Source organism: Comamonas koreensis (genome assembly GCF_021026195.1).
GTDB lineage: Bacteria > Pseudomonadota > Gammaproteobacteria > Burkholderiales > Burkholderiaceae_C > Comamonas > Comamonas koreensis.
The window spans coordinates 736,619-758,997 of record NZ_JAJNCT010000005.1 but is presented as its reverse complement, the minus strand read 5'-3'; the positions used below and the strand labels follow the sequence as shown (position 1 = coordinate 758,997).

Genomic DNA, 22,379 nt, shown 5'->3' with positions numbered 1-22,379 from the left:
TGCACTGATGACTTCTGCATGGAACCCATCGGAGACCGATGATGTGATTGACCAGCTCGCCGGCATACAGCCGGGCAGCCACCTGGACGCCGTGCGCCGCCACCGCCTGCAGGCGCGTGAGCAGGCCCAGCAAAGCTTTCTGGCGCTGTTGGCACCCCGCGCGCCGCTCAGCAGCCAGTGGCCGCTGAACGAGCGCCTGGCCGTTGCCGCCTTTGTGGCCGCGCTGCACCAGCAGCCGCAGGTGCAGCGCTTTTACCGCGATGCATTGGCCGCCCAGGCCAGCCTGGCGCTGGGCAAAGCCATTGATGCCGAAGTGGCGCTGGGCCTGGCCCGTGGGCCTTATGGCCAGTACCCGCAAGGCCCTTTGAGCGCCGAAGACCAGGCCGGCCCGGTCTACGCGGTGGCCGCGCAGAGCCGTGCCGTGCTGGGCGAGCGCCTGTCGGCCGGCCTGGCGCATGCGCATCTGCTGGCCTTCCACCCCCGTGATGCCCAGCCCGCGCATCTGCAGGCCTTGCTGGATGCGGGCTGGGGCGAGACGGACATCGTGGTGCTGTCGCAGCTGGTGTCCTTTCTGGCCTTTCAGATCCGCGTGGTGGCGGGGCTGCGCTTGCTGCAAGCCCATCCCACTCCATCCACCGCTGCCCAACAACCCACCGCTGAAGAGAGCGCTGCATGAGCAATCACACCCTGGACTACCCAGCCAGCACCGCGCCCTCGGTCTTCACCCTGGCCCAGCTGGACTGGCTGCCCTGGATAGAGCCGCTGCCGGAGGCGGAGCTGACCCCCAGGCATTTTGACGGTCTGGTGGACGCGTCACGCGCCAAGTCGCCGTACTTTCGGCTGCTGGCCCGCGACCCCGACACCCTGGGCGCGCGCACCCGCACCGACAAGGACATCTTCTACAACCCCGACGGTGGCCTGCCCCGCGCCGAGCGCGAGCTGGCCGCTGCGGCCACATCGCGCCTCAACGGCTGCATTTACTGCGCCTCGGTGCATGCACGCTTTGCCTCGCATTTCTCGCGCCGCGAAGAGGATGTGCAAAAGCTGCTGGACCTAGGGGTGCAGGCCGATCTGGGCCCACGCTGGAACGCGATCGTTGCCGCCTCGGTCGCGTTGACCGAGACCCCTCTGGCACTGGATGCCGGCCATATCGACGGCTTGCGCCAGGCCGGGCTGGACGACTATGCGATTGCCGATGCGCTGCAAGGCGCGGCCTTCTTCAACTGGGCCAACCGGCTGATGCTGAGCCTGGGCGAGCCGGCGCTGGAGACTGCGCAGGCCTGAGCGGGCCAAGCCCTGGGCGCCGGCCCCCAGGGTTTTTGGGGGTGGGGCCTCTGCCGGGCCGCCGCAGAAAAAGCGGATACTTTGGCGCTGTATCCCCAACCGCCCACGGCCTCCATGCTCTTTCTTCTGCATCTCTCGCAGCGGCTTGCCGCAGCTGCCATCGGCGTCCAGCTGGCTTGCCGGGGGCCCGGTATGAAAGCCCTGCAGTTATTGCGCGCCTGGCTGGGGCTGCTGGCATGCAGCCTCGGCGTGGCCAGCGCCCAGGCTGCGCGGCCGGCCTACCAGGATCTGTATGCCCACCCGGAGCGCGCCATGCCGATGCAGCCGCACTGGCAACTGCAGCCGGTGTCCTCGTCTGCGCCACCCTGGGCCGAGATTTTCATGTTCCAGATCGGCGCTGATCCCCGCCACATGGATCGCCTGCGTTGGCTGAGCCTGAACCCGGACCCTAACACGGGACTGGCGCCCGCCTTGTTCGATGCCTTGGAGGGGCACACGCTTTTTCTGGCGCCGTCCGCACGCAGCTTCTGTGATGGCCGCTGGCAGGTGGTGCGGGTGGACTCCCACAACAACTCCAAGGTGAACAACGTGCTGCAGCCCGCTACCAAGGTCTGGCTGGTGCAGCACAAGCCCAATGGCCGGCGAGAAGCAACCACCGCCTATGGGCACCTGGATGCGCAAGGCCATTGGGCCGTGCCACCGGTTACCTGCGATGGCGGCACCACGAACGGGGTGTACTCCCCCGATGCGGTCGCCTACCTGGTGCCGGGTGACGCCCAGCCCTTGCCGTCGGCGCTGCGCTTGGACCTGGTGTATGCGCAGCCGGGCCTGCGCGATGCCGGAGGCCGCTGGCTGGCGCCGGTGCCGCCCCGCGATATCACGACTGCACAGTGGATGGACTACAAAAAGCAGATCGTGACACCGGGCTCGCTGGGCGCTGGTCTGATTGACCCGCTGGGGCGCATGGTGATTCCGTTCACCTTTGGCCACCTGCCCGATGCGACGGCGCAGCGCCGCATCCAGCTGTGCAGCAATGCCGGGCTGCGGCTGCAGCGGGACGCCGGCACGCCCCGGGTATGCCGCTGGCAGCGCCTGCAGCGCAGACAGGGTGGCGAGGCGCTGCGGCCCGTCCAGGACGCGGCGACCGGACGCTGGGGCTACCAAAATGCAAAAGGCCAGTGGGTGATTGCGCCGCAGTTCCACGAGGCGCGCCGGTTTCGCCATGGCTACGCGGTGGTGTCGGCATTGTTTGCCGAGGACTGGCGGCCGCCCGGCTGGCAGGACGAGTGGCCGATGGTCCGGCAGTACTGGCGCATGGGCCGCTACTGGGTGGCCGAGGCGCTGGTGCGCAATCCATCGACCGCCGGCCAATGGGCCATCCGCTATGGCCTGATGAACGATGCCGGCCAGTGGCTGGCACCGCAGGCGCAGCTGCCGCTGCAGATCACCGTGCCATCGCCCGCCGGTGGCCGCAATGCCTACTTTGCCCAGATATTGGCGACGCAGTTGCCAGCGCTGCTGGGCCGCCAGGTGGAGGTCAGGCATCTGCCCGATGCCAGCGTGGCCGACTACGAGCGCCTGGCCGCCGACGGTGGCGACCGCCAGCTGCTGTTCACGGCCATGACCCTGCCGCGTGGCGGCATCCCCGGCTTGCACCAAGGGCCGCCTATCGATACCGCGCTGCGATCGCTGCTGCCGGTGACTGTGTTCGCATCGCAGCCCTGGGTGCTGGCTATGGACAGTACACAGTCCGATGCGCTGGGCATTGCCAGCACCGATGCGCTGCTGGCCTATGCGCGCGCCCACCCGGGCCAGCTGCGTGTGGGCAACGGAGAGGATGGCTGGATCGGCCAACTGGCGTTGGCCGAGCTGCTGGCGCGCAGCGGCGTTGACATGGAGCGCGTGGTCTTCCCCGGCATATACCCCGATTCCGATGTGCTGACCCAGGCGCATGCGGTGGAGCTGGTGCTGGCGCCGGTGAACGGCGTTGCGACTGCCGTGCGGCGTGGCCAGCTGCGGGTGCTGGGTACGACCGCCGACCCGGCCTATCCGCAAAGCCTGGATGGCGTTACCTGGCCAACGCTGGGTTCCAGTGCGTCGCTGGCGGGCTTGGCGGTCTATGACCACTTCATCCTCTGGGCCGCTGCCAACTCCGACCCCGCTACCAACCGCGAACTGCAGCAGGCCGTGGCCCAGCTGCTGGCCAAGCCCGAGGTGCAGCAGCAGTTGCAGGGCATCCAGGCCTTGGCCGGTGGCGGCTCGCCCGAGAGCCTGCTGGCGCTGGAGGCGCAGATGCGCGAGCAATGGCTGCGCTGCTGTGGGAAGCACCTGCGCTCGGTCAAATAAGCCTATAAGGCAGTTGCGTTAGACTGCAGCATCCTCGCGCGGGGCCTGCCCGCGCTCCCACCATGACTTTTTGCCGGTCCGGCAACTGACCATGCGACGGATGCTTTCCATGCCCGCCCTCTGGTGGCCCGGCAATGGCTGCCATTGCGTTCATGTCAAAGCGGCCGCCGGCCTTGCAACATGCGCACCACCCCATACCCTTTGCTGACCGAGAGCGCGCTCGCCGACATCGCGCAGCGCGCCCATGCACTGGATACCCAGGCCGAGCTGGCCAGCACCGTGCTGCCGATGCTGGCCCACCACGACCTGCTGCGTACCGGCCTGCCGGTTGCGCAAGGCGGCCATGGCGGTGATGTGCGCGATGCCATTGCCGCGATCACCGAAGTGGCCAGCCTGTCGCTGACCAGCGCCTTTGTGTTCTGGAGCCAGCGCGCCTTTATCCACTACCTGCAGGCCAGCGGCCATGAGGCCGCGCGCGAGCGCTGGTGGGATGCCTTGCTGCGCGGCGATATCGCGGGCGCAGTGGGCCTCTCCAATGTGATCAAGTTTCTGTCGCGCATCGAGGCCTTGCAGGTGCAGGCCAAGCCAGTGGCGCAGGGCTGGTGCCTGGATGGCCTGCTGCCCTGGGTATCCAACGTGCGCAGCCAGGGCTTCGTGGTGGCTGCTGCGGTGCAGCCCGAAGGTGGTGGCCTGCCGATGGTGATGGCGCTGGAGAGCGGGCTGCCAGGCCTTGTGCGCTCGCCCGATCTGGACCTGCTGGGCATGCGTGCCAGCAACACCGCTGCGCTGCAGCTGAACCAGGTGGCAGTGCCCGCCCAGGCGCTGCTGGCCCAGGCCGGGCCGCCGTATCTCAAAGCCGCGCGGCCCGGGTTTTTGGGCATGCAGTGTGCGTTGTCGATTGGCTTGGCGCGGGCAGCGTTGCAGGCTGCCGCCCAGGATGGCGGCGCGCGTGGCCCCTTGCACAGCCGCGTGGCCGAGGCGCAGAAGACGCTGGGCCAGGTGGAGGCCGCGCTGTTGGACGGTGTGCTGGATGACCGCTGGGTCGCCGATGTCAGCCCGCTGTTTGCGCTGCGCATGCGCCTGGCGGGCATCGTGCAGGACGCCTTGCAGCTGGAGCTGCAGGCCACCGGAGGCCGCGCCTACCTGCAGGACCAGCAGCCCGACTTTGGCCGCCGCTGGCGCGAGTCGGCCTTTATCCCGGTCGTCACGCCCAGTCTGACCCAGCTGGAAGGCGAGCTGGCCCAGCATGCCCCGCAGGTGGCGGCATGACGGCAATCCTTGCATCCCGCCAAGCCCTGCAGGGCCGGGGCCTGGCCTATGGCTACCGGGCGGGCCAGCCGGTGTTTGCCGGCATCGACATCGATATCGACAGCCAGGAGATTGTGGCGCTGCTGGGCGGCAGTGGCTGCGGCAAATCGACCTTGCTGCGCACCCTGGCAGGCTTGCAGCCGCCCGATGCGGGCACGCTGCAGTTTCTGGATGCGCCTTTGCGCGCGCCGCACCCGCGTGCGGCCGTGGTGTTCCAGCAGGCCAGCCTGCTGCCCTGGCTGAATGTGCAGGACAACGTGGCCTTTGGCCTGGACTTCAAGCACCAGCCCAAGGCCACGCAGCAGGCAATTGCACAGCGCGTGCAGGCCAGCATGGAGGCGGTGGGCTTGAAGGGCAAGGAGCGGCTGTTTCCGGCGCAGCTCTCGGGCGGCATGGCCCAGCGTGCGGCGCTGGCCCGGGCGCTGGCGCGCGAGCCGCGCCTGCTGCTGGCCGACGAGCCTTTCTCGGCGCTGGATGTGCTGACCCGCAGCGATATGCAGGCGCTGCTGGTCGAGGTGGTGCACCGCTGGCATACCGCTGCCCTGCTGGTCACCCACGATATTGACGAGGCGCTGCTGGTGGCAGACCGGGTGCTGTTGATGGGCAGCACGCCCGATGTTCAGGCCGGTGCCGGCCGCATCGTGCAGAGCTGGCGCATTGACATCGCCCACCCCCGGCGCATGGACGACGGACGCATCGCCGCGATGCGGCTGGAGATTTTGCATGCGCTGCAAAGCCTGCGCGGCCAGGCCGCTGCCGTTTGACGCGTTGACAGACACCCCTAGATAACCCCGAAGAGAGAGAACCATGACCTACCAGCACATCTGCCCATCGAGCCACTGCGACTGCGGCATCAGCCGCCGCGACTGGCTGCGCATTGCCGCCATCAGCGGTGTGGCGGCCAGCCCCTTGCTGCGCGCGGGCGATGCGCTGGCGCAAAAATTCAAGGGCGACGATGTGCCCGTGCGCATTGGCTACCTGGCGATTACCGATGCGACCCCCTTCTTTGTGGCGCACAGCCGCAAGCTGTTTGAGGCCGAAGGCCTGCAGGCAGAAAAGCCCCGCCTGTTCCGCAGCTGGGCACAGCTGATCGAGGCCTTTATCGCCGGCCAGGTGAATGTGGTGCACCTGCTGTCGCCCACCACCTTGTCGGTGCGCTATGGCTCCAAGTTTGGTGCCAAGGTCGTGGCCTGGAACCATATGAGCGGCTCGGCCATCACCGTCGCCCCCAACATCAACAGCGTGGCCGATCTGGCCGGCACGACGTTTGCGATTCCGTTCTGGTACTCGATCCACAACATCCTCATCCAGCAGGTGCTGCGCAAGAACGGGCTCACGCCGGTCAGCAAGCCCAAGGGCACGGCGCTGGGCGCCAAGGAGGTGAACCTGGTGATCGTGCCGCCGGCCGAGATGGTGGCGGCGTTGGCCTCCAAATCGGTCTCGGGCTTTATCGTGGCCGACCCGTTCAATGCCGTGGCCGAGACCATGGGCGTGGGCAAGGTGGCGCGCTTCCTGGGCGATATCTGGAAGGACCATGCCTGCTGCCTGGTGACCCTGTCCGAGCGCGACATTGCCGAGCGCCCCGAATGGGCGCAGCGCGTGACCACGGCCATCGTCAAGGCGCAGCTGTGGACGCGTGAGCATATGGGCGAGACGGCCGAGCTGATGTCCAAGGACGGCGCCAACAAGTACACGCCGCACCCGCTGCCGGTGCTGCAAAAGGTGTTTGACCTGAAGGACTTCGAGCAGTACCGCGCCAAGGGCGTGCTGCAGCACCCCGCATGGAACCAGCGCCGCATCGACTTCCAGCCCTATCCCTTCCCCAGCTACACGCAGGAGCTGGTCAAGGCCATGCAGGGCACCCTGATGGAAGGCAATGTGGACTTCATCCGCGAACTGGACCCGGCCTTTGCCGCCAAGGACCTGGTCGATGACCGCTTCGTCAAGCAGGCACTCAGCCAGGTGGGCGGGCTGAAGGCCTTTGGCCATGCGGAGGACTTCAGCCGCAAGGAAGTGATCGCCGCATGATGCAGGGAGGGAAACGCTGGGCGGCGCGCCTGGCCTGGCCGCTGCTGGGCATGGCCATCACGTTGGCGCTGTGGGCCCTGGCGGCCCGGCATATCTCCGATGTGGAGGCGATCCGCTCGGCCTTTGCGCCGCAGGCCGGGCTCAAGGCCCTGGCGCAGTTGCTGGGCAGTGGCGAGCTGTGGCCGCATATCCGCATGAGCCTGGAGCGCATTGCGATTGCACTGGCCTTGGCCTTGGCGATCGGTGTACCGCTGGGGCTGTGCCTGGGCCTGTCGCCACTGTTTGCGCGCATCAGCGGGCCGACGTTTCAGTTTCTGCGCATGGTCTCGCCGCTGTCCTGGATGCCGCTGGCGGTGATGGCGCTGGGCGTGGGCGAGGCACCGGTGATCTTCCTGCTGGGCTTTGCCACGGTCTGGCCGATCATGCTGAACACCGCAGCCGGCGTGGCGGCGCTGGACCCGGCCTGGATGCGGCTGGCCCACAGCCTGTCGGCCACGCGCTGGGAGACCATTGCCCGTGTGGTCCTGCCCGGCTGCATCAGCCATATCCTCACCGGCTTTCGGCTGGCGGTGGGCATTGGCTGGATCGTGCTGGTGCCCGCCGAGATGCTGGGCGTCTCCAGCGGCATGGGCTATTTTGTGCTGGACACGCGCGACCGCCTGGCCTATGACGAGCTGATGGCCGGCATCGTCGTCATCGGCTGCCTGGGCTTTGTGCTGGACTGGCTGGCCCGGGCCATCAGCAGCCGCTGGATGCAGCGCGGCCAGCGGGGCTAGGCCACCGCCCGCAGCCAGGCCAGCAATGCAGCCTGCACCGTGCCAGCCAACACTGGCTGGGGGGAGAGCAGGCAGTACTGCGAGCCATCCTCGACAAAGTCCAGCGGCGCTACGAGCAGGCCGTTGGCGATATCGTCCTGCACCAAATGCCAGGGGCCGATGGCGACACCCAGGCCGGCAACTGCCGCTTGCAGGCTGAAGTAGAAATGCTCAAAGCTTTGCCCGCTGGCGAGCGGCAGCGCCTGGCCGCTGGCCCGGGCCCAGTCCTGCCAGGCGCCGGGCCGGGTGCGGCTGTGCAGTGGCAGGGCCTGGGCCTGGAGTGCCGCGCTGCGCTTGCCCGTTCGGAACCAGGCCCTTTGCTGGTCTGGCCGGCAGACCGGGCCGATGCGCTCGGCAAACAGCGGCTCGACATGGCAGCCTGCAGGCCAGGCAAAGTCGTCGCGGCGAATGGCCAGGTCGATACCGCTGGCAAAGGAGAAGGGCCCGCCGCCGGCAACCAGGTGCAGATTCAGGCCCGGATGGCGTGCCTGAAAATCCGGCCAGCGCGGAATCAGCCAGCGCATCAGCAAGGTGGGCTCGCAGGACAGCACCCAGCGCTGCTGCTGGCGCGCACGGGCACGCAGATCGGCAACACCCTGGCGCATCAGATCCAGCCCCTGGCTGACGGCCTGGGCCAGCGCCCGGCCCTCGTCGGTCAGAAACACCCGCCGGCTGCGCCGCTCGAACAGCGCCAGGCCCAGGTCGTCTTCCAGCAGGCGCACCGCTCGGCTGACGGCCCCATGGGTCAGGTGCAACTCATCGGCGGCGCGGCTGAAGTTCTCAAGCCGGGCCGCCGCTTCATAGCAGCGCAGTGCCAGCAGCGAAGGCAGGCGGCTGTCGGTGGATGGTGAGTCAGGCTCACCATGGCTGTCAGAAATCATCGTTTTTCATCGCGCACCATTGCAGGCACCATGCGGGCTGTTTTTGCTATTGCAGAGGATACGCCATGACCGAATTGTTAGCCGTTATCACCATCACCTTGCTGGCGGTCATCAGCCCGGGGCCCGATTTTGCGATGGTGACGCGCAACAGCCTGCTGCTATCGCGGCGCGCAGGCGTGCTCACGGCTTTGGGCATTGGCCTGGGGGTGCTGGTCCATGTGGCCTACACCTTGCTGGGTCTGGGGCTGCTGATCCAGCAGTCGCTGTGGCTGTTCAATGTGATCAAGCTGGCGGGCGCCGCTTACCTGGTCTACCTGGGGCTGAAGATGCTGCGTTCCCAGCCGGTGGGCGACGCGCCCGAGGCCGCAGCAGCGCCCTTGTCGGATAGGGCGGCGCTGCGCACGGGGTTTCTGACCAATGCGTTGAATCCCAAGACCACCGTCTTTATGGTCAGCCTGTTCTTGCAGGTGGTGCAGCCCCAGACGCCGTTGGCCGTGCAGCTGGGTTATGGCGCCTTTATCTCGCTGGCGCATATCGCCTGGTTCAGCCTGGTGGCCCTGTGCTTTTCAGCCGGCGCAGTGCGCGGCCGGCTGCTGGCGGCACGGCATTGGATTGACAGGGCCTTTGGCGGGCTGCTGGTCGGATTTGGCGTGCTGCTGGCGCTGTCGCGCGGTTCGCGTTAGGCCAATGTTGGCCAGTTGTTTGCAATTAATTACATTCGGATTCTTCAAATCCCGGCCCGCTTCTTGACTTTGCTCAATCAAGGCTTACATTCTAAAATCATTAACTGAATCGATTAAAAAGTCTTCTTCGAAAGGAGTTGGGTATGCAAAACCAGCCCTCATTTCCGATGCTGACCATGCCAACCCGCCCGTTGGTGGCCCATCGCGGCGAGAAAGCGAAGCGCTATGTGCCTTCGGTTTCCACCGATATCAGCAAGACTTTTGAGAAGTACCGCCGGCTGGCTGCGATGCAGCATGCCAAGCCGTTGGGCGGTTGATTCGGTTTCATGCCGTGCGCATGCCTTTCACTCCCAGTCTCACGACGTATTGCATGCGTAGCTCTTTGGGCAACGGCTTTATTACAGCGGATGCCTGCATCCGATCAGCGGCTGGCAACGCGGCGGGCGGTGTCCGCAGGCGTTGTAGCGCGAGCTTGGACGGCCCCATCTCCGGGGCTGATGTGACGCCCACTGCCGCCGCTGTCTGCCAACCCCATTGGGTCACATGGCCTGACCAGCGGGTGACCGCAGGAGCTGCACGAAGCGCCGAGCATGGGCATTCCGCTGGCGCTGATGGATGAGCACCATGCGCGTGTCACGGCCAATGGTTTGGGGCACGTCCCTTTCCACCAGCGGGGCCGGATCGGCATTGGGGGCTGACCAAGCGGGCCGCAGTGGCGCGGCTGCTTCAGTCTTGCTGCAGGTGCTGGTAGACGGACTGCGAGACGCGCATCAGCTCGGCCCGGTCGGCCCCTGCCGAGATGGCATAACCGAGCTGGTTTTCCACCCAGTAGAAGACATTGACAGGGCCTTGCTGGCCGAACTTGAACTGCACATCGTTCTGGGTGCTTACCTCGCGGCTGACATACAGGGTCAGGCGCAAACCGGCTTCGGTCTCGTACATGAACTGCGCCACCGGCCCGCTGTCACCGGGCAGCAGGCGGCCGCCGATCAGGCGGTAGCCCAGTGCGTTGAGCGGGGGCGGGCGCACCTGGGTGCCCATGCGTTTGGTCAGCCAGGTGACCAGGGCCTGCTCTTGCTCGGCGCCGATTTCCACCGGGCGCCGCACATCGGGGCTGTAGACCACATGGGCAATCGCAGCGCGCTGGGCAAAGCCGTGCAGGGCCGTGCCGCTGGCGGGCAGCAGCTGGGGCTGGGCGGATGATGGGCGGTGCGCTGCGGGCTGGCCAGCCATCGCGAGCTGGAGGGCCTTGGCATCGACCGCGCCACGGATCGACCAGGCGGCACCGGCGCTGATGACCGCCACCAGCAAGCCGGCAGCCAGGCTGCGCCAGGGCAGGATGCTCTCGGTGGGGCGCAGCGGCAGGCCCATGGGCAAGGGCTCGTCCATCACCGGTGCCAGCATGTCGCGCAGCCGCGCATTCTGCTGCTGCCAATCCTGCACACGGGCGCGTTCTTCCGGGTGCTCCTGCAGGTACTGCTCGACCTGGAGGTGGCGTGCGCTGGGCAGTTGCCGGTCCACATAGGCATGCAGATCGGCTTCGGTCATCGGGGGCATGGGACTGGCGTCCAGGGCTTTGAGGGGGGGCTTGTCCATGGTCACTTCACCCGTTGGATTCTTTGCGCTGCATGGCTGACTTTGTCCTGCGCCTTGCTCTGGCCCTGGCTGGTCATCTCGTCGCGCAGCCGGGCGCGTGCCCGCGAGAGCCGCGACATCACGGTGCCCAGCGGCACGCCGGTGATCTGCGCCACTTCCTGGTAGCTCAGCTCCTCGACGCTCACCAGCAGCAGCACCTCGCGCTGCTCGGGCGGCAGGCGCTGCAGCAGGCGGTCCAGGTCACGCACTTCCAGTGCATCGGTCTGCTGGGCCCGCTGGGGCAGCTCGGGCAGGTCGTCGCCAGCGCTGTCCTCGGGCCGGCTGCGCTGGGCGCGCAGGCGGTCGATGAAATGGTTGTGCATGATGCCGAACATCCAGGCGCGCACCTCATTGCGCTTTTGCCACATGGAAAAGCGCGACCAGGCGCGCTCCAGGGTGTCCTGCACCAGATCATCGGCCCGGTCCGGGTCCGAGACCAGCCCGCGCGCGTAGCGCCGCAGGCTGGGGATGCAGGCCACAATCTCCGCTTCGTCCTGTGCGCGCATAGGGGCTGCAGTTCGGGTCAAGGGGTGAGGAGGGGAGTCAGCTGCGGCGCCCGCTTACCTGACGACGTGCCAAACGTCCTTGAAGTTGTCGCCCGTGGCGTCGCCGGCCTTCTTGTCCGCAGTATAGGTATAGAGCGGCTTGCCCTTGTAGGCCCACTGCTTGCTGCCGTCGTCGCGGGTGATGATGCTGTAGTCGCCTTCAGGCTTGGCATCGGCTGCTGCAGGCACTGCAGGCCACAGCGTGATGCAAGGGCCGTTGCACATGCTCTTGTTGCTGCCGGCCACATCCTTGTCGAAGGTGTAGAGGGTCATGCCGCTGGCGTTGACCAGCATGCCATTGGCCATCCTGGCCACCGGCTCGGCCTGGGCCAACGGGGCCAGCAGGGCTGCCAAAGACAGGGCGACCAGGGATGCGTAAGGGGTTTGCATGGCGTACATCTTTCAAGGTTAGGTGGAGGAACACTTCTGTAGACGGATGGCATGGCGGAATTATTCCAAGGTCTTTGAAAATGGTTGTGGCTTGCGCCGGCGCAGCGTCTCATCCACGCGGCTGTGGCCTTGCATCGGTGCGAATTTCAGACAGTGCACTTTCTTAAATACTGTATATTTATACAGTTACAAGAATCCAAGCTGGCGGCTGCCCAGGGCGACTGCCTTGCTTGGCTGCCCACAAGAAGAGAGGAGTTCGCATGATTGAAGTGGCCCATGACAACCTGAGCGATGTCGGGGAAGGGGGAGAGGATGCTGCCGCGCTGCCGCAGCTGGCGGCGGCATCGGTGTTTCGGCAACTGGCGCACAAGCATGGCTTGCTGGCGCCGGGGGAAGAGGCCAGCCCGCAGATGCAGGCGTTTCTGGCCGAGCTGGCGGTGCTGACGGCGCTTTTCTGAAGCAGGGCGCTGGCTGGCCTCCCGGCCCAGCGCTTGCTTCGCAAAAACGCGCTGCGGAGCCTAGGCCAAACCCGGATTTCTCCCAAATTACATTACACGCATAATGTGTTTCAGGAGACCCGTTGTGCCCAACCTGCACCAAATAAAAAGTGAACAGACGCGTGAGCGCCTGATGGATGCCGCGCTCGAGGTGATGGAAACCAAGGGCATCGCCAGCCTGTCCATGCACGAGGTGGCCCGTATCGCGGGGATGACGACCGGGGCGGTACAGCACCATTTCTCTTCGAAGGCCGCTCTGATGCTGCAGATCATCCAGCGGCTGGTGCAGAAGATCGATACCGACGACAGCTTCTGGCCATCGCCGCGCTGGTCCATGCGGCGGCGGGCCGACCATTTTGTGCACGAGGCCTGGCACCGGCTCTATGGCCAGCCGCGCTTTGCAGTGGCCTGGGAGGCCTATCTGGCCGTGCGTGCCGACGAGGGCATCGTCGCCCATATCCGCGCCGAGCGCGAACGCATCAACACCCAGCTGCAGCAGCGCCTGTGCGGCAGCTTCCCCGAATGGGCATCCGCCCCCGGTGTGGCTGCGCGCTGTCAGCTGGTGCTGTCCTGCCTGCGCGGCCTGGGCGTGGTCGCTCCGTTCTCCAGCCCGGCGGCGATTGACCAGCAACTGCAGCAGCTGTCCCTGCTTCTTCAATCTTTTTCCAGCGAGGTGACCCCTTGATCAGAGCATCCCTTTTTGCCTGCGGCCTGGCAGCCTGGGCACTCGGCGCCGCCGCCCAGAACCCCTTGCAAGTGATCGCGCAGCAGCCGCCGGGCAGCGGCTCGGACGCCATGACCCGCGCATGGGGCGAATGCACCGGGCGGCTGATGGGGCGCCCGGTGGTGGTGCAGAACAAGCCCGGTGCCAATGGCATCCTGGCCATCAACTACCTCAAGGGCCAGCCGGCCGATGGCTCGTTTGCGATGACGATCGGCATGTCGCAGATGACGATCACGCCCTATGTGCACCTGCAGATGCCCTATGACCCGCTGAAGGACTTTGCCGGTGTGGCAATGATTGGCTCGTCCCCGCTGGTGCTGGTGGTACCGGCGGGCGCGGGCGTGACCAAGCTCGCCGATCTGGAGAAGGTCGCCAAGTCCCAGGCCGGCGGGCTGAACTTTGGCTCGCCCGGCAAGGGCAGCCCTGCGCATTTGCTGACCACGGCGCTGACCGATGCCATGCACTGGCCCGCCACCCATGTGCCTTTTGTGGGCGAGAGCGCAGGTCTGACAGCGCTGATGGGCCAGCAGATCCAGGCGATGACCCTGGTGCTGAACACGGCCGCGCCCCAGGTCAAGGCCGGCAAGCTGGTGCCGCTGGCGATTTTTGCCGGCCAGCGCTCGCCGGTGCTGCCCGATGTGCCGACCATTGCCGAGGCCGGTGGGCCGGCGGTGCTGGCGCGGCCTTCCTGGATTGCGGTGGTGGCCAAGAAGGGCACGCCGCCTGAGGTGATCAAGGCCTTGAACGATGCCACCAACCAGTGCTACAGCGACCCGGTCTATGCCAACAGCATGGACAAGATGGGCGTGACCCTGATGCGCAGCCAGCCTGCCGATGTGCTGGGCTTTGCCGAGCGCGACATCGCCGTCTGGAAGCCTTTGATCGACAAACTGGGATTGGCCACGCAATGAGTTTGGTAGAACACAGCGCAGTCGAGCTGCGCAGCCTGATCCAGAGCCGGCAGATCTCGCCGGTAGAACTGCTTCATGACTGCATCGCCCGCATGCAGGCCATCAACCCGGCAGTGAATGCGCTTTGCGCCACTGATTTTGAGCGCGCCCGCAGCGCTGCCCAGCTGGCAGAGGCGCAGGTGGGGCGGCGCAGCCAGTTGCCGCTGCTCCATGGCCTGCCCTTGGGCGTGAAGGATTTGCAGGCCACCGAAGGCCTGCTGACCACCAGCGGCAATGTGCGGCTGCGCGGCCATGTGCCCGTCAAAGACAATTCCTTCGTGGCCCGGCTGCGCGGCCAGGGCGCAATCATCACGGCCAAGACCAATACGCCCGACATGGGTGCGGGTGCCAACAGCCGCAACCCGGTCTGGGGCGCTACGGGCAACCCCTTCAACCCGGATCTGAATGCCGGGGGCTCCTCGGGCGGCTCGGCGGCAGCGCTGGCGACCGATATGTTTCCGCTCTGCACCGGTTCGGACACAGGTGGCTCGCTGCGCATTCCGGCGGCGCTCTGCGGCGTGGTGGGCTTGCGCCCTTCACCGGGCTTGATTGCCAATGACGACAGGCCGCTGGGCTGGTCGGCCATCTCGGTGCTGGGCCCCATGGGCCGGGATGTGGCCGATACCGCGCTGATGATGCAGGCCAGCATGGGCCCGCACCCGATGGACCCGCTGAGCATGGGCGTGAGCCATGCCCCTGTCTGGCCCGTGCCGGAGATGGACCTGCGCGGCCTGCGCGTGGCCTACACCGAAGACTTTGGCACCTGCGCGGTGGACCCTGTAGTGCGCCGCGCCTTTGGCCAGCGGGTGCAGGCCTTGGCCGGCGAAGTCGCCTGCATGGACGCCTTGCCCTGGAACCTGGAAGAAGCGCACCGCTGCTTTGACATCATCCGCGCTGAGAGCTTTGTCGCGGCCTTTGCCGATATCTACCGCACGGCCCCCGAAACGCTGGGGCCCAATGTGCTGGCCAATGTGGAGATGGCTGCCAGCATCAGCCTGGGCGACCGGGCCTGGGCGCACCTGGCGCAGACCCGCATCCAGCGTTTGTTCCAGCGCACGTTTGAGCAATACGACCTGGTGCTGGCGCCGGTGACCCCGCTGTCGCCCTTCCCCTGGACGCAGCTCTATGCGCACGAGGTGGATGGCAAGACCCAGCGCAACTACTACGAATGGCTGAGCCTGACCTATGTGGTGACCCTGGCGACCAACCCTGCGCTGTCCCTGCCCTGCGGCCGTGATGAGGCGGGCATGCCTTTTGGCCTGCAGATGATTGGGCCGCTGCACCAGGATGGCCGCCTGCTGGCGATGGCGGCAGCGGTGGAGAAGCTGGGCCTGCACAACAGCGACTTTGCCCGCCCCCGCCCCGACCTGGCAGCCTTGGCCCAGCCCCGGCCCGAATTGCGCAGCATCGTTACCCACCCGCCCGAGCTGGGGGGCGCCGCGCAGGCCAACGTGGGCCAAGCGGTGTAAGCACGGGAGTCCTCCCGCTGAAGGCGAGCCTGCCATGGCGGTGGCAGGCTTTTTTCTTTCTGGCGGGGCGCCACCCCAATCTTTGTTTAAATAGCGGAATGAACAAGGCCTTTACCAAAGAGACGGACAACGACGACGATGACGATCTGCCGCAACTGCCCAAGATTGCCGGCGGCAAGAACTACATCACGCCTGGGGGCTACCGCGCGCTGGAGCAGGAGCTGCTGCAGCTGATCGACGAAGAGCGGCCCAAGGTGGTGGAGGTGGTGCACTGGGCCGCCAGCAACGGCGACCGCTCGGAAAACGGCGACTACCTGTATGGCAAGAAGCGCCTGCGCGAGATTGACCGGCGCATCCGCTTTCTGACCAAGCGCATGGAAGCGGCCGAGGTGGTGGATCCGGGCGTGCACCATGGCAGCGACCAGGTGTACTTTGGCGCGACGGTGCATTACTGCGACGAGCAAGGCAGCGAGGAGGCGATCACCATCATGGGCATTGACGAGGCCGATGCCAGCCGGGGCCAGGTCAGCTGGGTGGCCCCCATTGCACGCGCGCTGCTCAAGGCCCGCATTGGCGATGAGGTGCAGCTGCCCACGCCGGGCGGGGTGCGGGTGCTGGAGGTGCTGGATGTGCAGTACCCGGAACCGGGGACATCCTGACCTGGCCCGTTCCCAAAACACAAGCGCGCCTTTGAGGCGCGCTTGTGTTTTGGGGAGGCCCCGATCGGTATCGGAAGAAAATCAAGCGACCGGCAGCACCCGGTGCGCACGGATCACATAGGGCAGCTTGACCAGTTGGCGCAGCAGCAGCTCCACCTGTGCACGGTCCTTGACGGTCAGCACAAAGCGCAGCGCCATCGTGTCCATGGCCACTTCATCGTCCATCGTGATGTGGGTGATGTCCGAGCCCATCGCAGCGATCTCGGCGGCGATCTTGCCGAGGACGCCCTTGCCATTGTTGATGGTGACCACGACGCCGGTGTCGAACTCGCTGGCGAATTCGTCAGCCCATTCCACATCGACAAAATGCTCGGCATCCTTGGCCAGCAGGCGCTTGCAGACGGCGCACTGCGCGTTGTGCACGACCAGGCCGGCATTGCGGTCCAGGTGGGCGGCAATCGGGTCGCCAGGCACCGGGCGGCAGCACTTGGCGTATTTGACGGCGGCATTGGGCGAGCCATCGAGCACCAGTGCAGCAGTCGCTTTGCCGGCGCCGGTCTTGAAGCGTTCCTGGCTCAGCAGTACCGCATCCGGGCGCTGGCCTTGCTCGGCCAGCAGGTCGACCACCTGCTTGGCGGCAAACACCGCAATGCGCTTGCCCTGGCCGATGTCGTTGAACAGCTCGACCTTGTTGCGCGCTTCCAGGCGGGTCAGCAGGCTCTCCCAGACGGCCTTGTCCTCGGGCAGCTGCGAGATGCCTTCGGCCCGCATTGCCTGCAGCAGCAGGCGCTCGCCCAGCGCAGCGGTTTCGTTCTGGCCCTGGGTCTTGAGGTAGTAGCGGATCTTGGATTTGGCGCGGCCCGTGCGCACAATCGTGAGCCAGGAGGGATGGGGCGCGGCATCGGGCGAGGTAGAGATCTCGACCACATCGCCGCTCTTGAGCACCGTGCTCAGCGGCACCTGCTCGTTGTTGATACGTGCGCCCTGGGTGCGCTCGCCGACATTGCTGTGGATGGCGTAGGCAAAGTCCAGCACCGTCGCGCCCCGGGGCAGGGTGAGCATCTGGTTCTTGGGCGTGAACACATAGACCGAGTCGGGGAACAGGTCCACGCGCACGTTGTCCCAGAACTCATGGGCGTCGCGGGTTTCGTCCTGGATGTCGAGCAGCGACTGCACCCACTTGTTGCCCGGTTGCTCGCCATTGGGCATCGCCCGCGCCTGGATCAGCCAGTGCGTCAGCACGCCGTATTCGTCGACCAGGTTCATGTCCTCGGTGCGGATCTGGAAATCCATGCTCACGCCCGATGGGCCGACCAAGGTGGTGTGCAGTGACTGGTAGCCGTTCGACTTGGGGTTGGCGATGTAGTCGCGGAATTTGGATGGCACCGGGCGGAAGACCTGGTGCAGCACGCCCAGCGCGGTGTAGCAGTCAATCAGGTTGGGCACGATGACGCGCACGGCGTAGGAATCGGTCACCTGCGCAAACGACAGGCGCTTGCCATCCATCTTCTTGTAAATGGCGTAGAGCGTTTTTTCCTGGTTGCCCAGGCGGATCTTGATGCCGGATTTGGCAAAGGCTGAATCGACCTCGGCATGGATCTTCTGGACCACATCCTTGCGGCGGTTGCGCGAGCGGCCCAGTGCCTTGACCAGGGTGTCGTGGCGCCAGGGATGGAGGTGCTTGAAGGCCAGGTCCTGCAGCTCCCGGTAGACGCGGTTGATGCCCAGCCGGTTGGCGATGGGCACATGGATGTCCATGGTCTCGGTCGAGATGCGGCCCCATTTGCTGCGCGGCATGTCGGACATGGTGCGCATGTTGTGGGTACGGTCGGCCAGCTTGACAAGGATCACGCGCACATCGCGTGCCATGGCCAGCAGCATCTTGCGGAAGGACTCGGCCTGGTTCTCTTCGCGCGAGTTGAACTGGAGCTTGTCCAGCTTGGTGAGGCCATCGACCAGCTCCGCCACCGTGTCGCCGAACTGGCGGGCAATGTCATCGCGGGTGACGCCGCAGTCTTCCATCGCATCGTGCATCAGCGCGGCCATCAGTGCCTGGGCGTCGAGCTTCCAGCTCGCGCAGATCTCGGCAACCGCGATCGGGTGGGTGATGTAGGGGTCACCACTGCTGCGGAACTGGCCGGTATGGGCCGTGGCGGCAAACTCGAAGGCTTCTTCCACCAGGGCCAGATCTGCTTCACCGAGGTAGTCGAGCTTCTCCAGAAATTCGGCGTAGGCACTCACCACTACCGGATACGACATGGCAGGCTTGGCTGCGGCGGTAGCGATGACGCCAGAGGCTTGGGCGGGTGCGGAGGGGATGGACACGGACTTCACGCCTTAACTGTAGCGTGCGATGACAAATTTGTGTGAATACCAAGAAAAATGGCACCGCCATTCGGTGCCATTTTGTTGCATGCGCAGGGGCTCAGCCGGGTACTTTTTTCAGCATTTCCAGGCCCACCTTGCCGGCAGCAATTTCGCGCAGCGCGGTCACGGCTGGCTTGTTGCGGCTTTCGATTTTGGGGGTGTGGCCTTGGCTCAGCATACGGGCGCGGTAGGTAGCGGCCAGAACCAGTTGGAAGCGGTTGGGGATTTTGTCGAGGCAGTCTTCAACGGTGATGCGGGCCATCAGGAGTTCTCCAGGGTAACAGGGATGTCGAGTGACGAGAATATTTCGCTGCGAACGCGCCTTTGGGCCGAATAGCGCAAGCGTTGTGAATGTACAACGGCCTTCAAATCGAACAAAGCGCGCTCGAACAATTCGTTAATTATAACGAAGTCGAATTTGTGGACCTGGGCCATCTCATCCTTGGCGTTGTTCAGGCGCTTCTCGATCACGTCGGACGCGTCCTCGCCACGGTTTTCCAGGCGCGAGCGCAGCTCTTCCCAACTCGGCGGCAGGATGAAGATCAGCACCGCATGGGGGAAGCTCTGCTTGATTTGCAAAGCGCCCTGGTAGTCGATCTCCAGCACGATGTCGGTGCCCTTGGCCAGGCGCTCTTCAATGGCTTTCTTCGAGGTGCCGTACAGGTTGCCATGCACATTTGCCCACTCGACAAACGCATTGGAGGCGACCATGCGCTCGAAGTCATCGCGCGAGGCGAAGTAGTACTCGCGGCCATGCTTTTCCTGACCACGCGGCGAGCGCGTAGTGTGGGAGATGGAGCGAAAGACCTGGGAGTCGAGCTCCAGCAGGGCCTTGACGAGGGATGACTTGCCCGCGCCGCTGGGCGCCGAGACGACAAAGAGGTTTCCGGGGTATTCCATGGTGTGACTTCTTCTTATTCGATGTTTTGCACTTGCTCGCGCATTTGTTCAATCAGGACCTTCATGTCCACGCTGATGCGGGTGAGATCCAGCGCTGCGGACTTGGAGCCCAGGGTGTTGGCCTCGCGGTGCAACTCCTGGATCAGGAAATCCAGACGCTTGCCGATGTCGCCGCCCTTGGTCAGCAGGCGGCTGATTTCTTCCAGGTGCGAGCGCAGGCGGGTCAGTTCTTCGGCCACATCGATGCGGATCGCAAAGGCAGTGGCTTCTGTCAGTGCACGGTCCTGGGCGGCTTCGGGCGAGACGCTGCCGGCGCTCAGCGCCATCGCTTCTTGCCAGCGCTCCAGAAAGCGCTGCTTTTGCTGTTTGACCAGCTCGGGGATCAGAGGCTCGGCTTGCTCGGCCAGTTGGCGCAGTTGCTTGATGCGGTCTTGCAGCATGTCGGCCAGGCGCTTGCCTTCACGCTGGCGGGCGTCGAGCAGGGTCTTGAGGGCTTGCTGGCACAGCGCGGCGACATTCTCGGCCCAGTTCTCGGGCAGCTCGATGCTGCCACTGCCGCTCAGGCGTAGTACTTCTGCCACACTGAATGGCTGGGCCGCTGGCATCCAGGCCTTGACGGTGTCCTGGAAGCTGCCCAGCTGCTGCAGCAGGCGGGGCGATGCGACTGGCACGCTGGAAGCTTGTTCACTGTTGATCAGTACACGTACTTCCACCTTGCCACGCTTCAGACTATTATCTACCAGAGAGCGTAACTGTGGTTCGCAGCTTCTGAGGTCTTCCGGAAGCTTGAAAGATAAATCGAGAAATCGGCTGTTAACCGAGCGAATTTCCAGTCCGACGCGCCAGAGGGAGGGAGCATTGTTGTCACCATCAGGTGGGATGCTTTGCTGGACAGAGGCATAGCCTGTCATGCTGTAAACTGGCATAGGACTGTATGAGGTTGCTTGCAATCGCGCTCATTATCAGGCTTCTCATATACCTGCGTTGTTCATCAAACTATGTCAAAAGTAAAGCCAGCGCCGCTGCCAGCCAATACCGTCATCGGTGGCTACCGGATCGTGCGGCGCATATCGGCGGGGGGGTTCGGGGTGGTCTATCTGGCGCTGGCGCCCGATGGCCAGCAGGTTGCCATCAAGGAGTATTTGCCATCGAGCCTGGCCACGCGTGCGCCCGGTTCCCTGTCGCCCAGCATCGAGCCCGACAAGCTGTCGCTGTACCGCCTGGGCCTCAAGAGTTTCTTTGAAGAGGGCCGTGCGCTCGCGCAGATCTCGCACTCCTCGGTCGTCAGCGTCTACAACTTCTTCCGCGAAAACGACACCGTCTACATGGTGATGAACTACCTGCAAGGTGCCACCTTGCAGGATTTCGTCGTGACCGCCCGCGATCTGAAGGAAGCCAAGGTCTTCCGCGAGTCCACCATCCGCTCGCTGTTCGACGAGGTGCTGCGCGGTCTGCGCATTGTCCACCAGCACAAGATGCTGCACCTCGATATCAAGCCGGCCAACATCTTCATCACCGACGACAACAAGGCGGTGATGATCGACTTTGGCGCTGCGCGCGAGGTGTTGAGCAAGGAGGGCAACTTTGTCCGCCCCATGTACACCCCCGGCTTTGCCGCGCCCGAGATGTACCGCCGCGACATGGCGCTGGGCCCCTGGACCGACATCTACGCGATTGGCGCCTGCATCTATGCCTGCATGCATGGCATTCCGCCCAACGATGCGCCCAAGCGCCAGGAGAAGGACCGCCTGAGCTTGGCGATGTCCAAGGTGCGCGGTGTTTACTCGGACAACCTGATCGAGCTGGTGGAGTGGTGCATGGCACTCGATCCCCAGGCCCGGCCCCAATCGGTGTTCCTATTACAAAAAGAGCTGGCGCGCGAAGACGAGCGCCGCTATACCAAACTGAGCGTCTCCGAGAAGGTTCGTATGTCGATTGATTCGCTGGTCAGCGATACCAAAAAGCGCGTGGGCGGAGGCCAAACCAAATGAAGTTCTCGGTCTTCCAGCTCAGCCGCAAGGGTGGGCGGGAAAAAAACGAAGACAGGATGGGGTATAGCTATACCAAGGAAGCCTGTCTCTTTGTCGTGGCCGATGGCATGGGAGGGCATCCGGAAGGGGAAGTGGCCGCGCAACTGGCTTTGCAGACCGTGTCGCTGGATTTTCAGCGCCTCGCCCGCCCCAAACTGGACGACCCGGCCGAGTTCCTTGAAAACGCGCTGCTGTCGGCGCACCACAATATCCTCAAGTACGCGATTGCCAACAACATGGATGACCCACCGCGCACCACCCTGGTGGCCTCGGTGGTGCAGGATGGCAATATCTGGTGGGTGCACTGCGGCGACTCGCGCCTCTACCTGGTGCGCAACGGCAAGGTGCTGGCACGCACGCGTGACCACTCCTATATGGAGCTGCGCGGCTCTGGCGTGACCAGCATCAACCCCGATCGTTTCAACCGCAATGTGCTGTTCACCTGTCTGGGCAGCCCCTCGCGGCCGTTCTTCGATGTGGCAGGCCCCACCGAGATGCACCGCAGCGACCGGATCATGCTCTGCTCTGACGGCCTGTGGAGCAGCGTCTCCGAGACGGTGATTGCCCGCGACCTGGCCAACAAGTCGGTATCGCGTGCCATTCCGGACCTGATCGATGCGGCCCTGCGCAAGGCGGGTGCTACCAGCGACAACGTCACCGCGGTGGCGATGGAGTGGGAGATGCCCGGTGCCGAGCGCTTTGAATCCGAGGATCCGGTGAGCGACACCTTGCCGCCGGCGCCCGAGCCAGAGGCTGGTGACAAGGCGTCCCCCAAGCCTGACGCAGCGGCCACATAAGCCCGGCACGCACTGCGTTTTGTCGCTGGTCCGATAATCCAGCCTGTCCTGGCATGGCGGCGCAAGGCCGC

24 protein-coding genes are annotated in these 22,379 nt (G+C 65.1%); 16 read left to right on the top strand and 8 right to left on the bottom strand.

Annotated features, from left to right (window positions below):
- Positions 1 to 7 precede the first annotated feature (7 nt).
- The 7 genes from LPW39_RS05720 (at position 8) to LPW39_RS05690 (ending at position 7,742) form a co-directional block, all read left to right on the top strand.
- Entirely contained in the window at positions 8 to 676 is a 669-nt protein-coding gene (locus tag LPW39_RS05720) for a CMD domain protein (protein WP_230772063.1), read from the top strand.
- On the top strand, positions 673 to 1,284 hold the full coding sequence (locus LPW39_RS05715) for an alkylhydroperoxidase domain protein (RefSeq protein ID WP_230772061.1): 612 nt from the start codon (positions 673 to 675) through the stop codon (positions 1,282 to 1,284). Before LPW39_RS05720 ends, LPW39_RS05715 begins: the two co-directional genes overlap by 4 nt.
- 192 nt (positions 1,285 to 1,476) lie before the next feature.
- A complete protein-coding gene (locus LPW39_RS05710) occupies positions 1,477 to 3,630 on the top strand; it encodes a WG repeat-containing protein (protein ID WP_230772059.1) in 2,154 nt (717 codons plus the stop codon).
- Positions 3,631 to 3,810: 180 nt separating this feature from the next.
- A complete protein-coding gene (locus tag LPW39_RS05705) occupies positions 3,811 to 4,899 on the top strand; it encodes an acyl-CoA dehydrogenase family protein (protein WP_230772057.1) in 1,089 nt (362 codons plus the stop codon).
- On the top strand, positions 4,896 to 5,702 hold the full coding sequence (locus LPW39_RS05700; RefSeq protein ID WP_230772055.1) for an ABC transporter ATP-binding protein: 807 nt from the start codon (positions 4,896 to 4,898) through the stop codon (positions 5,700 to 5,702). The genes LPW39_RS05705 and LPW39_RS05700 overlap by 4 nt, the downstream gene beginning before the upstream one ends.
- Positions 5,703 to 5,745: 43 nt before the next feature.
- Positions 5,746 to 6,966, top strand: coding sequence for an ABC transporter substrate-binding protein (locus LPW39_RS05695; protein ID WP_230772053.1), 1,221 nt, complete (start codon positions 5,746 to 5,748; stop codon positions 6,964 to 6,966).
- Positions 6,963 to 7,742: an ABC transporter permease gene (locus LPW39_RS05690; RefSeq protein ID WP_230772051.1), complete on the top strand. Its 780-nt coding sequence runs from the start codon at positions 6,963 to 6,965 to the stop codon at positions 7,740 to 7,742. Before LPW39_RS05695 ends, LPW39_RS05690 begins: the two co-directional genes overlap by 4 nt.
- On the opposite strand, the gene LPW39_RS05685 is transcribed toward LPW39_RS05690, so the two are convergent.
- A complete protein-coding gene (locus LPW39_RS05685) occupies positions 7,739 to 8,662 on the bottom strand; it encodes a LysR family transcriptional regulator (RefSeq protein WP_230772049.1) in 924 nt (307 codons plus the stop codon). The two genes, LPW39_RS05690 and LPW39_RS05685, sit on opposite strands and share 4 nt — an antisense overlap.
- Before the next feature lie 65 nt (positions 8,663 to 8,727).
- On the opposite strand from LPW39_RS05685, the gene LPW39_RS05680 reads away from it, so the two are divergent.
- Both LPW39_RS05680 and LPW39_RS05675 read left to right on the top strand, forming a co-directional pair.
- A complete protein-coding gene (locus LPW39_RS05680) occupies positions 8,728 to 9,345 on the top strand; it encodes a LysE family translocator (protein WP_230772046.1) in 618 nt (205 codons plus the stop codon).
- A 143-nt stretch (positions 9,346 to 9,488) separates the two neighbouring features.
- Complete coding sequence (locus tag LPW39_RS05675; protein WP_230772045.1) at positions 9,489 to 9,662, top strand: hypothetical protein; 174 nt, start codon at positions 9,489 to 9,491, stop codon at positions 9,660 to 9,662.
- A gap of 409 nt (positions 9,663 to 10,071) precedes the next feature.
- On the opposite strand, the gene LPW39_RS05670 is transcribed toward LPW39_RS05675, so the two are convergent.
- The 3 genes from LPW39_RS05670 to LPW39_RS05660 are packed head-to-tail and all read right to left on the bottom strand — an operon-like array spanning position 10,072 to position 11,915.
- Positions 10,072 to 10,941, bottom strand: coding sequence for an anti-sigma factor family protein (locus tag LPW39_RS05670; protein ID WP_230772043.1), 870 nt, complete (start codon positions 10,939 to 10,941; stop codon positions 10,072 to 10,074).
- Between the two features lie 2 nt (positions 10,942 to 10,943).
- Positions 10,944 to 11,486: an RNA polymerase sigma factor gene (locus LPW39_RS05665; protein ID WP_230772041.1), complete on the bottom strand. Its 543-nt coding sequence runs from the start codon at positions 11,484 to 11,486 to the stop codon at positions 10,944 to 10,946.
- A 54-nt stretch (positions 11,487 to 11,540) separates the two neighbouring features.
- Positions 11,541 to 11,915, bottom strand: coding sequence for a COG4315 family predicted lipoprotein (locus LPW39_RS05660; protein ID WP_230772039.1), 375 nt, complete (start codon positions 11,913 to 11,915; stop codon positions 11,541 to 11,543).
- 260 nt (positions 11,916 to 12,175) lie between these two features.
- On the opposite strand from LPW39_RS05660, the gene LPW39_RS05655 reads away from it, so the two are divergent.
- From LPW39_RS05655 to greB, 5 genes are all read left to right on the top strand, one after another.
- Complete coding sequence (locus tag LPW39_RS05655) at positions 12,176 to 12,373, top strand: hypothetical protein (protein ID WP_230772038.1); 198 nt, start codon at positions 12,176 to 12,178, stop codon at positions 12,371 to 12,373.
- A gap of 124 nt (positions 12,374 to 12,497) precedes the next feature.
- Positions 12,498 to 13,097, top strand: a complete 600-nt coding sequence (locus LPW39_RS05650; protein WP_230772037.1) for a TetR/AcrR family transcriptional regulator — start codon at positions 12,498 to 12,500, stop codon at positions 13,095 to 13,097.
- Positions 13,094 to 14,047 carry a Bug family tripartite tricarboxylate transporter substrate binding protein gene (locus tag LPW39_RS05645; protein ID WP_230772035.1) on the top strand — a complete coding sequence of 318 codons (954 nt, stop codon included), beginning with the start codon at positions 13,094 to 13,096 and terminating at the stop codon, positions 14,045 to 14,047. Before LPW39_RS05650 ends, LPW39_RS05645 begins: the two co-directional genes overlap by 4 nt.
- The gene (locus LPW39_RS05640) at positions 14,044 to 15,555 is read left to right on the top strand and encodes an amidase (RefSeq protein WP_230772033.1); all 1,512 of its coding nucleotides are present in this window, start codon (positions 14,044 to 14,046) and stop codon (positions 15,553 to 15,555) included. The genes LPW39_RS05645 and LPW39_RS05640 overlap by 4 nt, the downstream gene beginning before the upstream one ends.
- 98 nt (positions 15,556 to 15,653) lie before the next feature.
- A complete protein-coding gene (gene greB / locus LPW39_RS05635; protein WP_230772031.1) occupies positions 15,654 to 16,214 on the top strand; it encodes a transcription elongation factor GreB in 561 nt (186 codons plus the stop codon).
- 81 nt (positions 16,215 to 16,295) lie between these two features.
- On the opposite strand, the gene LPW39_RS05630 is transcribed toward greB, so the two are convergent.
- From LPW39_RS05630 to LPW39_RS05615, 4 genes are all read right to left on the bottom strand, one after another.
- The gene (locus tag LPW39_RS05630; RefSeq protein ID WP_407928789.1) at positions 16,296 to 18,539 is read right to left on the bottom strand and encodes a RelA/SpoT family protein; all 2,244 of its coding nucleotides are present in this window, start codon (positions 18,537 to 18,539) and stop codon (positions 16,296 to 16,298) included.
- Positions 18,540 to 18,639: 100 nt separating this feature from the next.
- On the bottom strand, positions 18,640 to 18,843 hold the full coding sequence (rpoZ, locus tag LPW39_RS05625; RefSeq protein ID WP_021026333.1) for a DNA-directed RNA polymerase subunit omega: 204 nt from the start codon (positions 18,841 to 18,843) through the stop codon (positions 18,640 to 18,642).
- Entirely contained in the window at positions 18,843 to 19,481 is a 639-nt protein-coding gene (gmk, locus tag LPW39_RS05620) for a guanylate kinase (protein WP_230772029.1), read from the bottom strand. Before gmk ends, rpoZ begins: the two co-directional genes overlap by 1 nt.
- A gap of 14 nt (positions 19,482 to 19,495) precedes the next feature.
- Positions 19,496 to 20,407, bottom strand: a complete 912-nt coding sequence (locus LPW39_RS05615; protein ID WP_230772027.1) for a YicC/YloC family endoribonuclease — start codon at positions 20,405 to 20,407, stop codon at positions 19,496 to 19,498.
- Between the two features lie 72 nt (positions 20,408 to 20,479).
- On the opposite strand from LPW39_RS05615, the gene LPW39_RS05610 reads away from it, so the two are divergent.
- Positions 20,480 to 21,472 carry a serine/threonine protein kinase gene (locus LPW39_RS05610; protein WP_230772025.1) on the top strand — a complete coding sequence of 331 codons (993 nt, stop codon included), beginning with the start codon at positions 20,480 to 20,482 and terminating at the stop codon, positions 21,470 to 21,472.
- Entirely contained in the window at positions 21,469 to 22,308 is an 840-nt protein-coding gene (locus LPW39_RS05605; RefSeq protein WP_230772023.1) for a PP2C family protein-serine/threonine phosphatase, read from the top strand. The genes LPW39_RS05610 and LPW39_RS05605 overlap by 4 nt, the downstream gene beginning before the upstream one ends.
- The last annotated feature ends 71 nt before the right edge of the window (positions 22,309 to 22,379 follow it).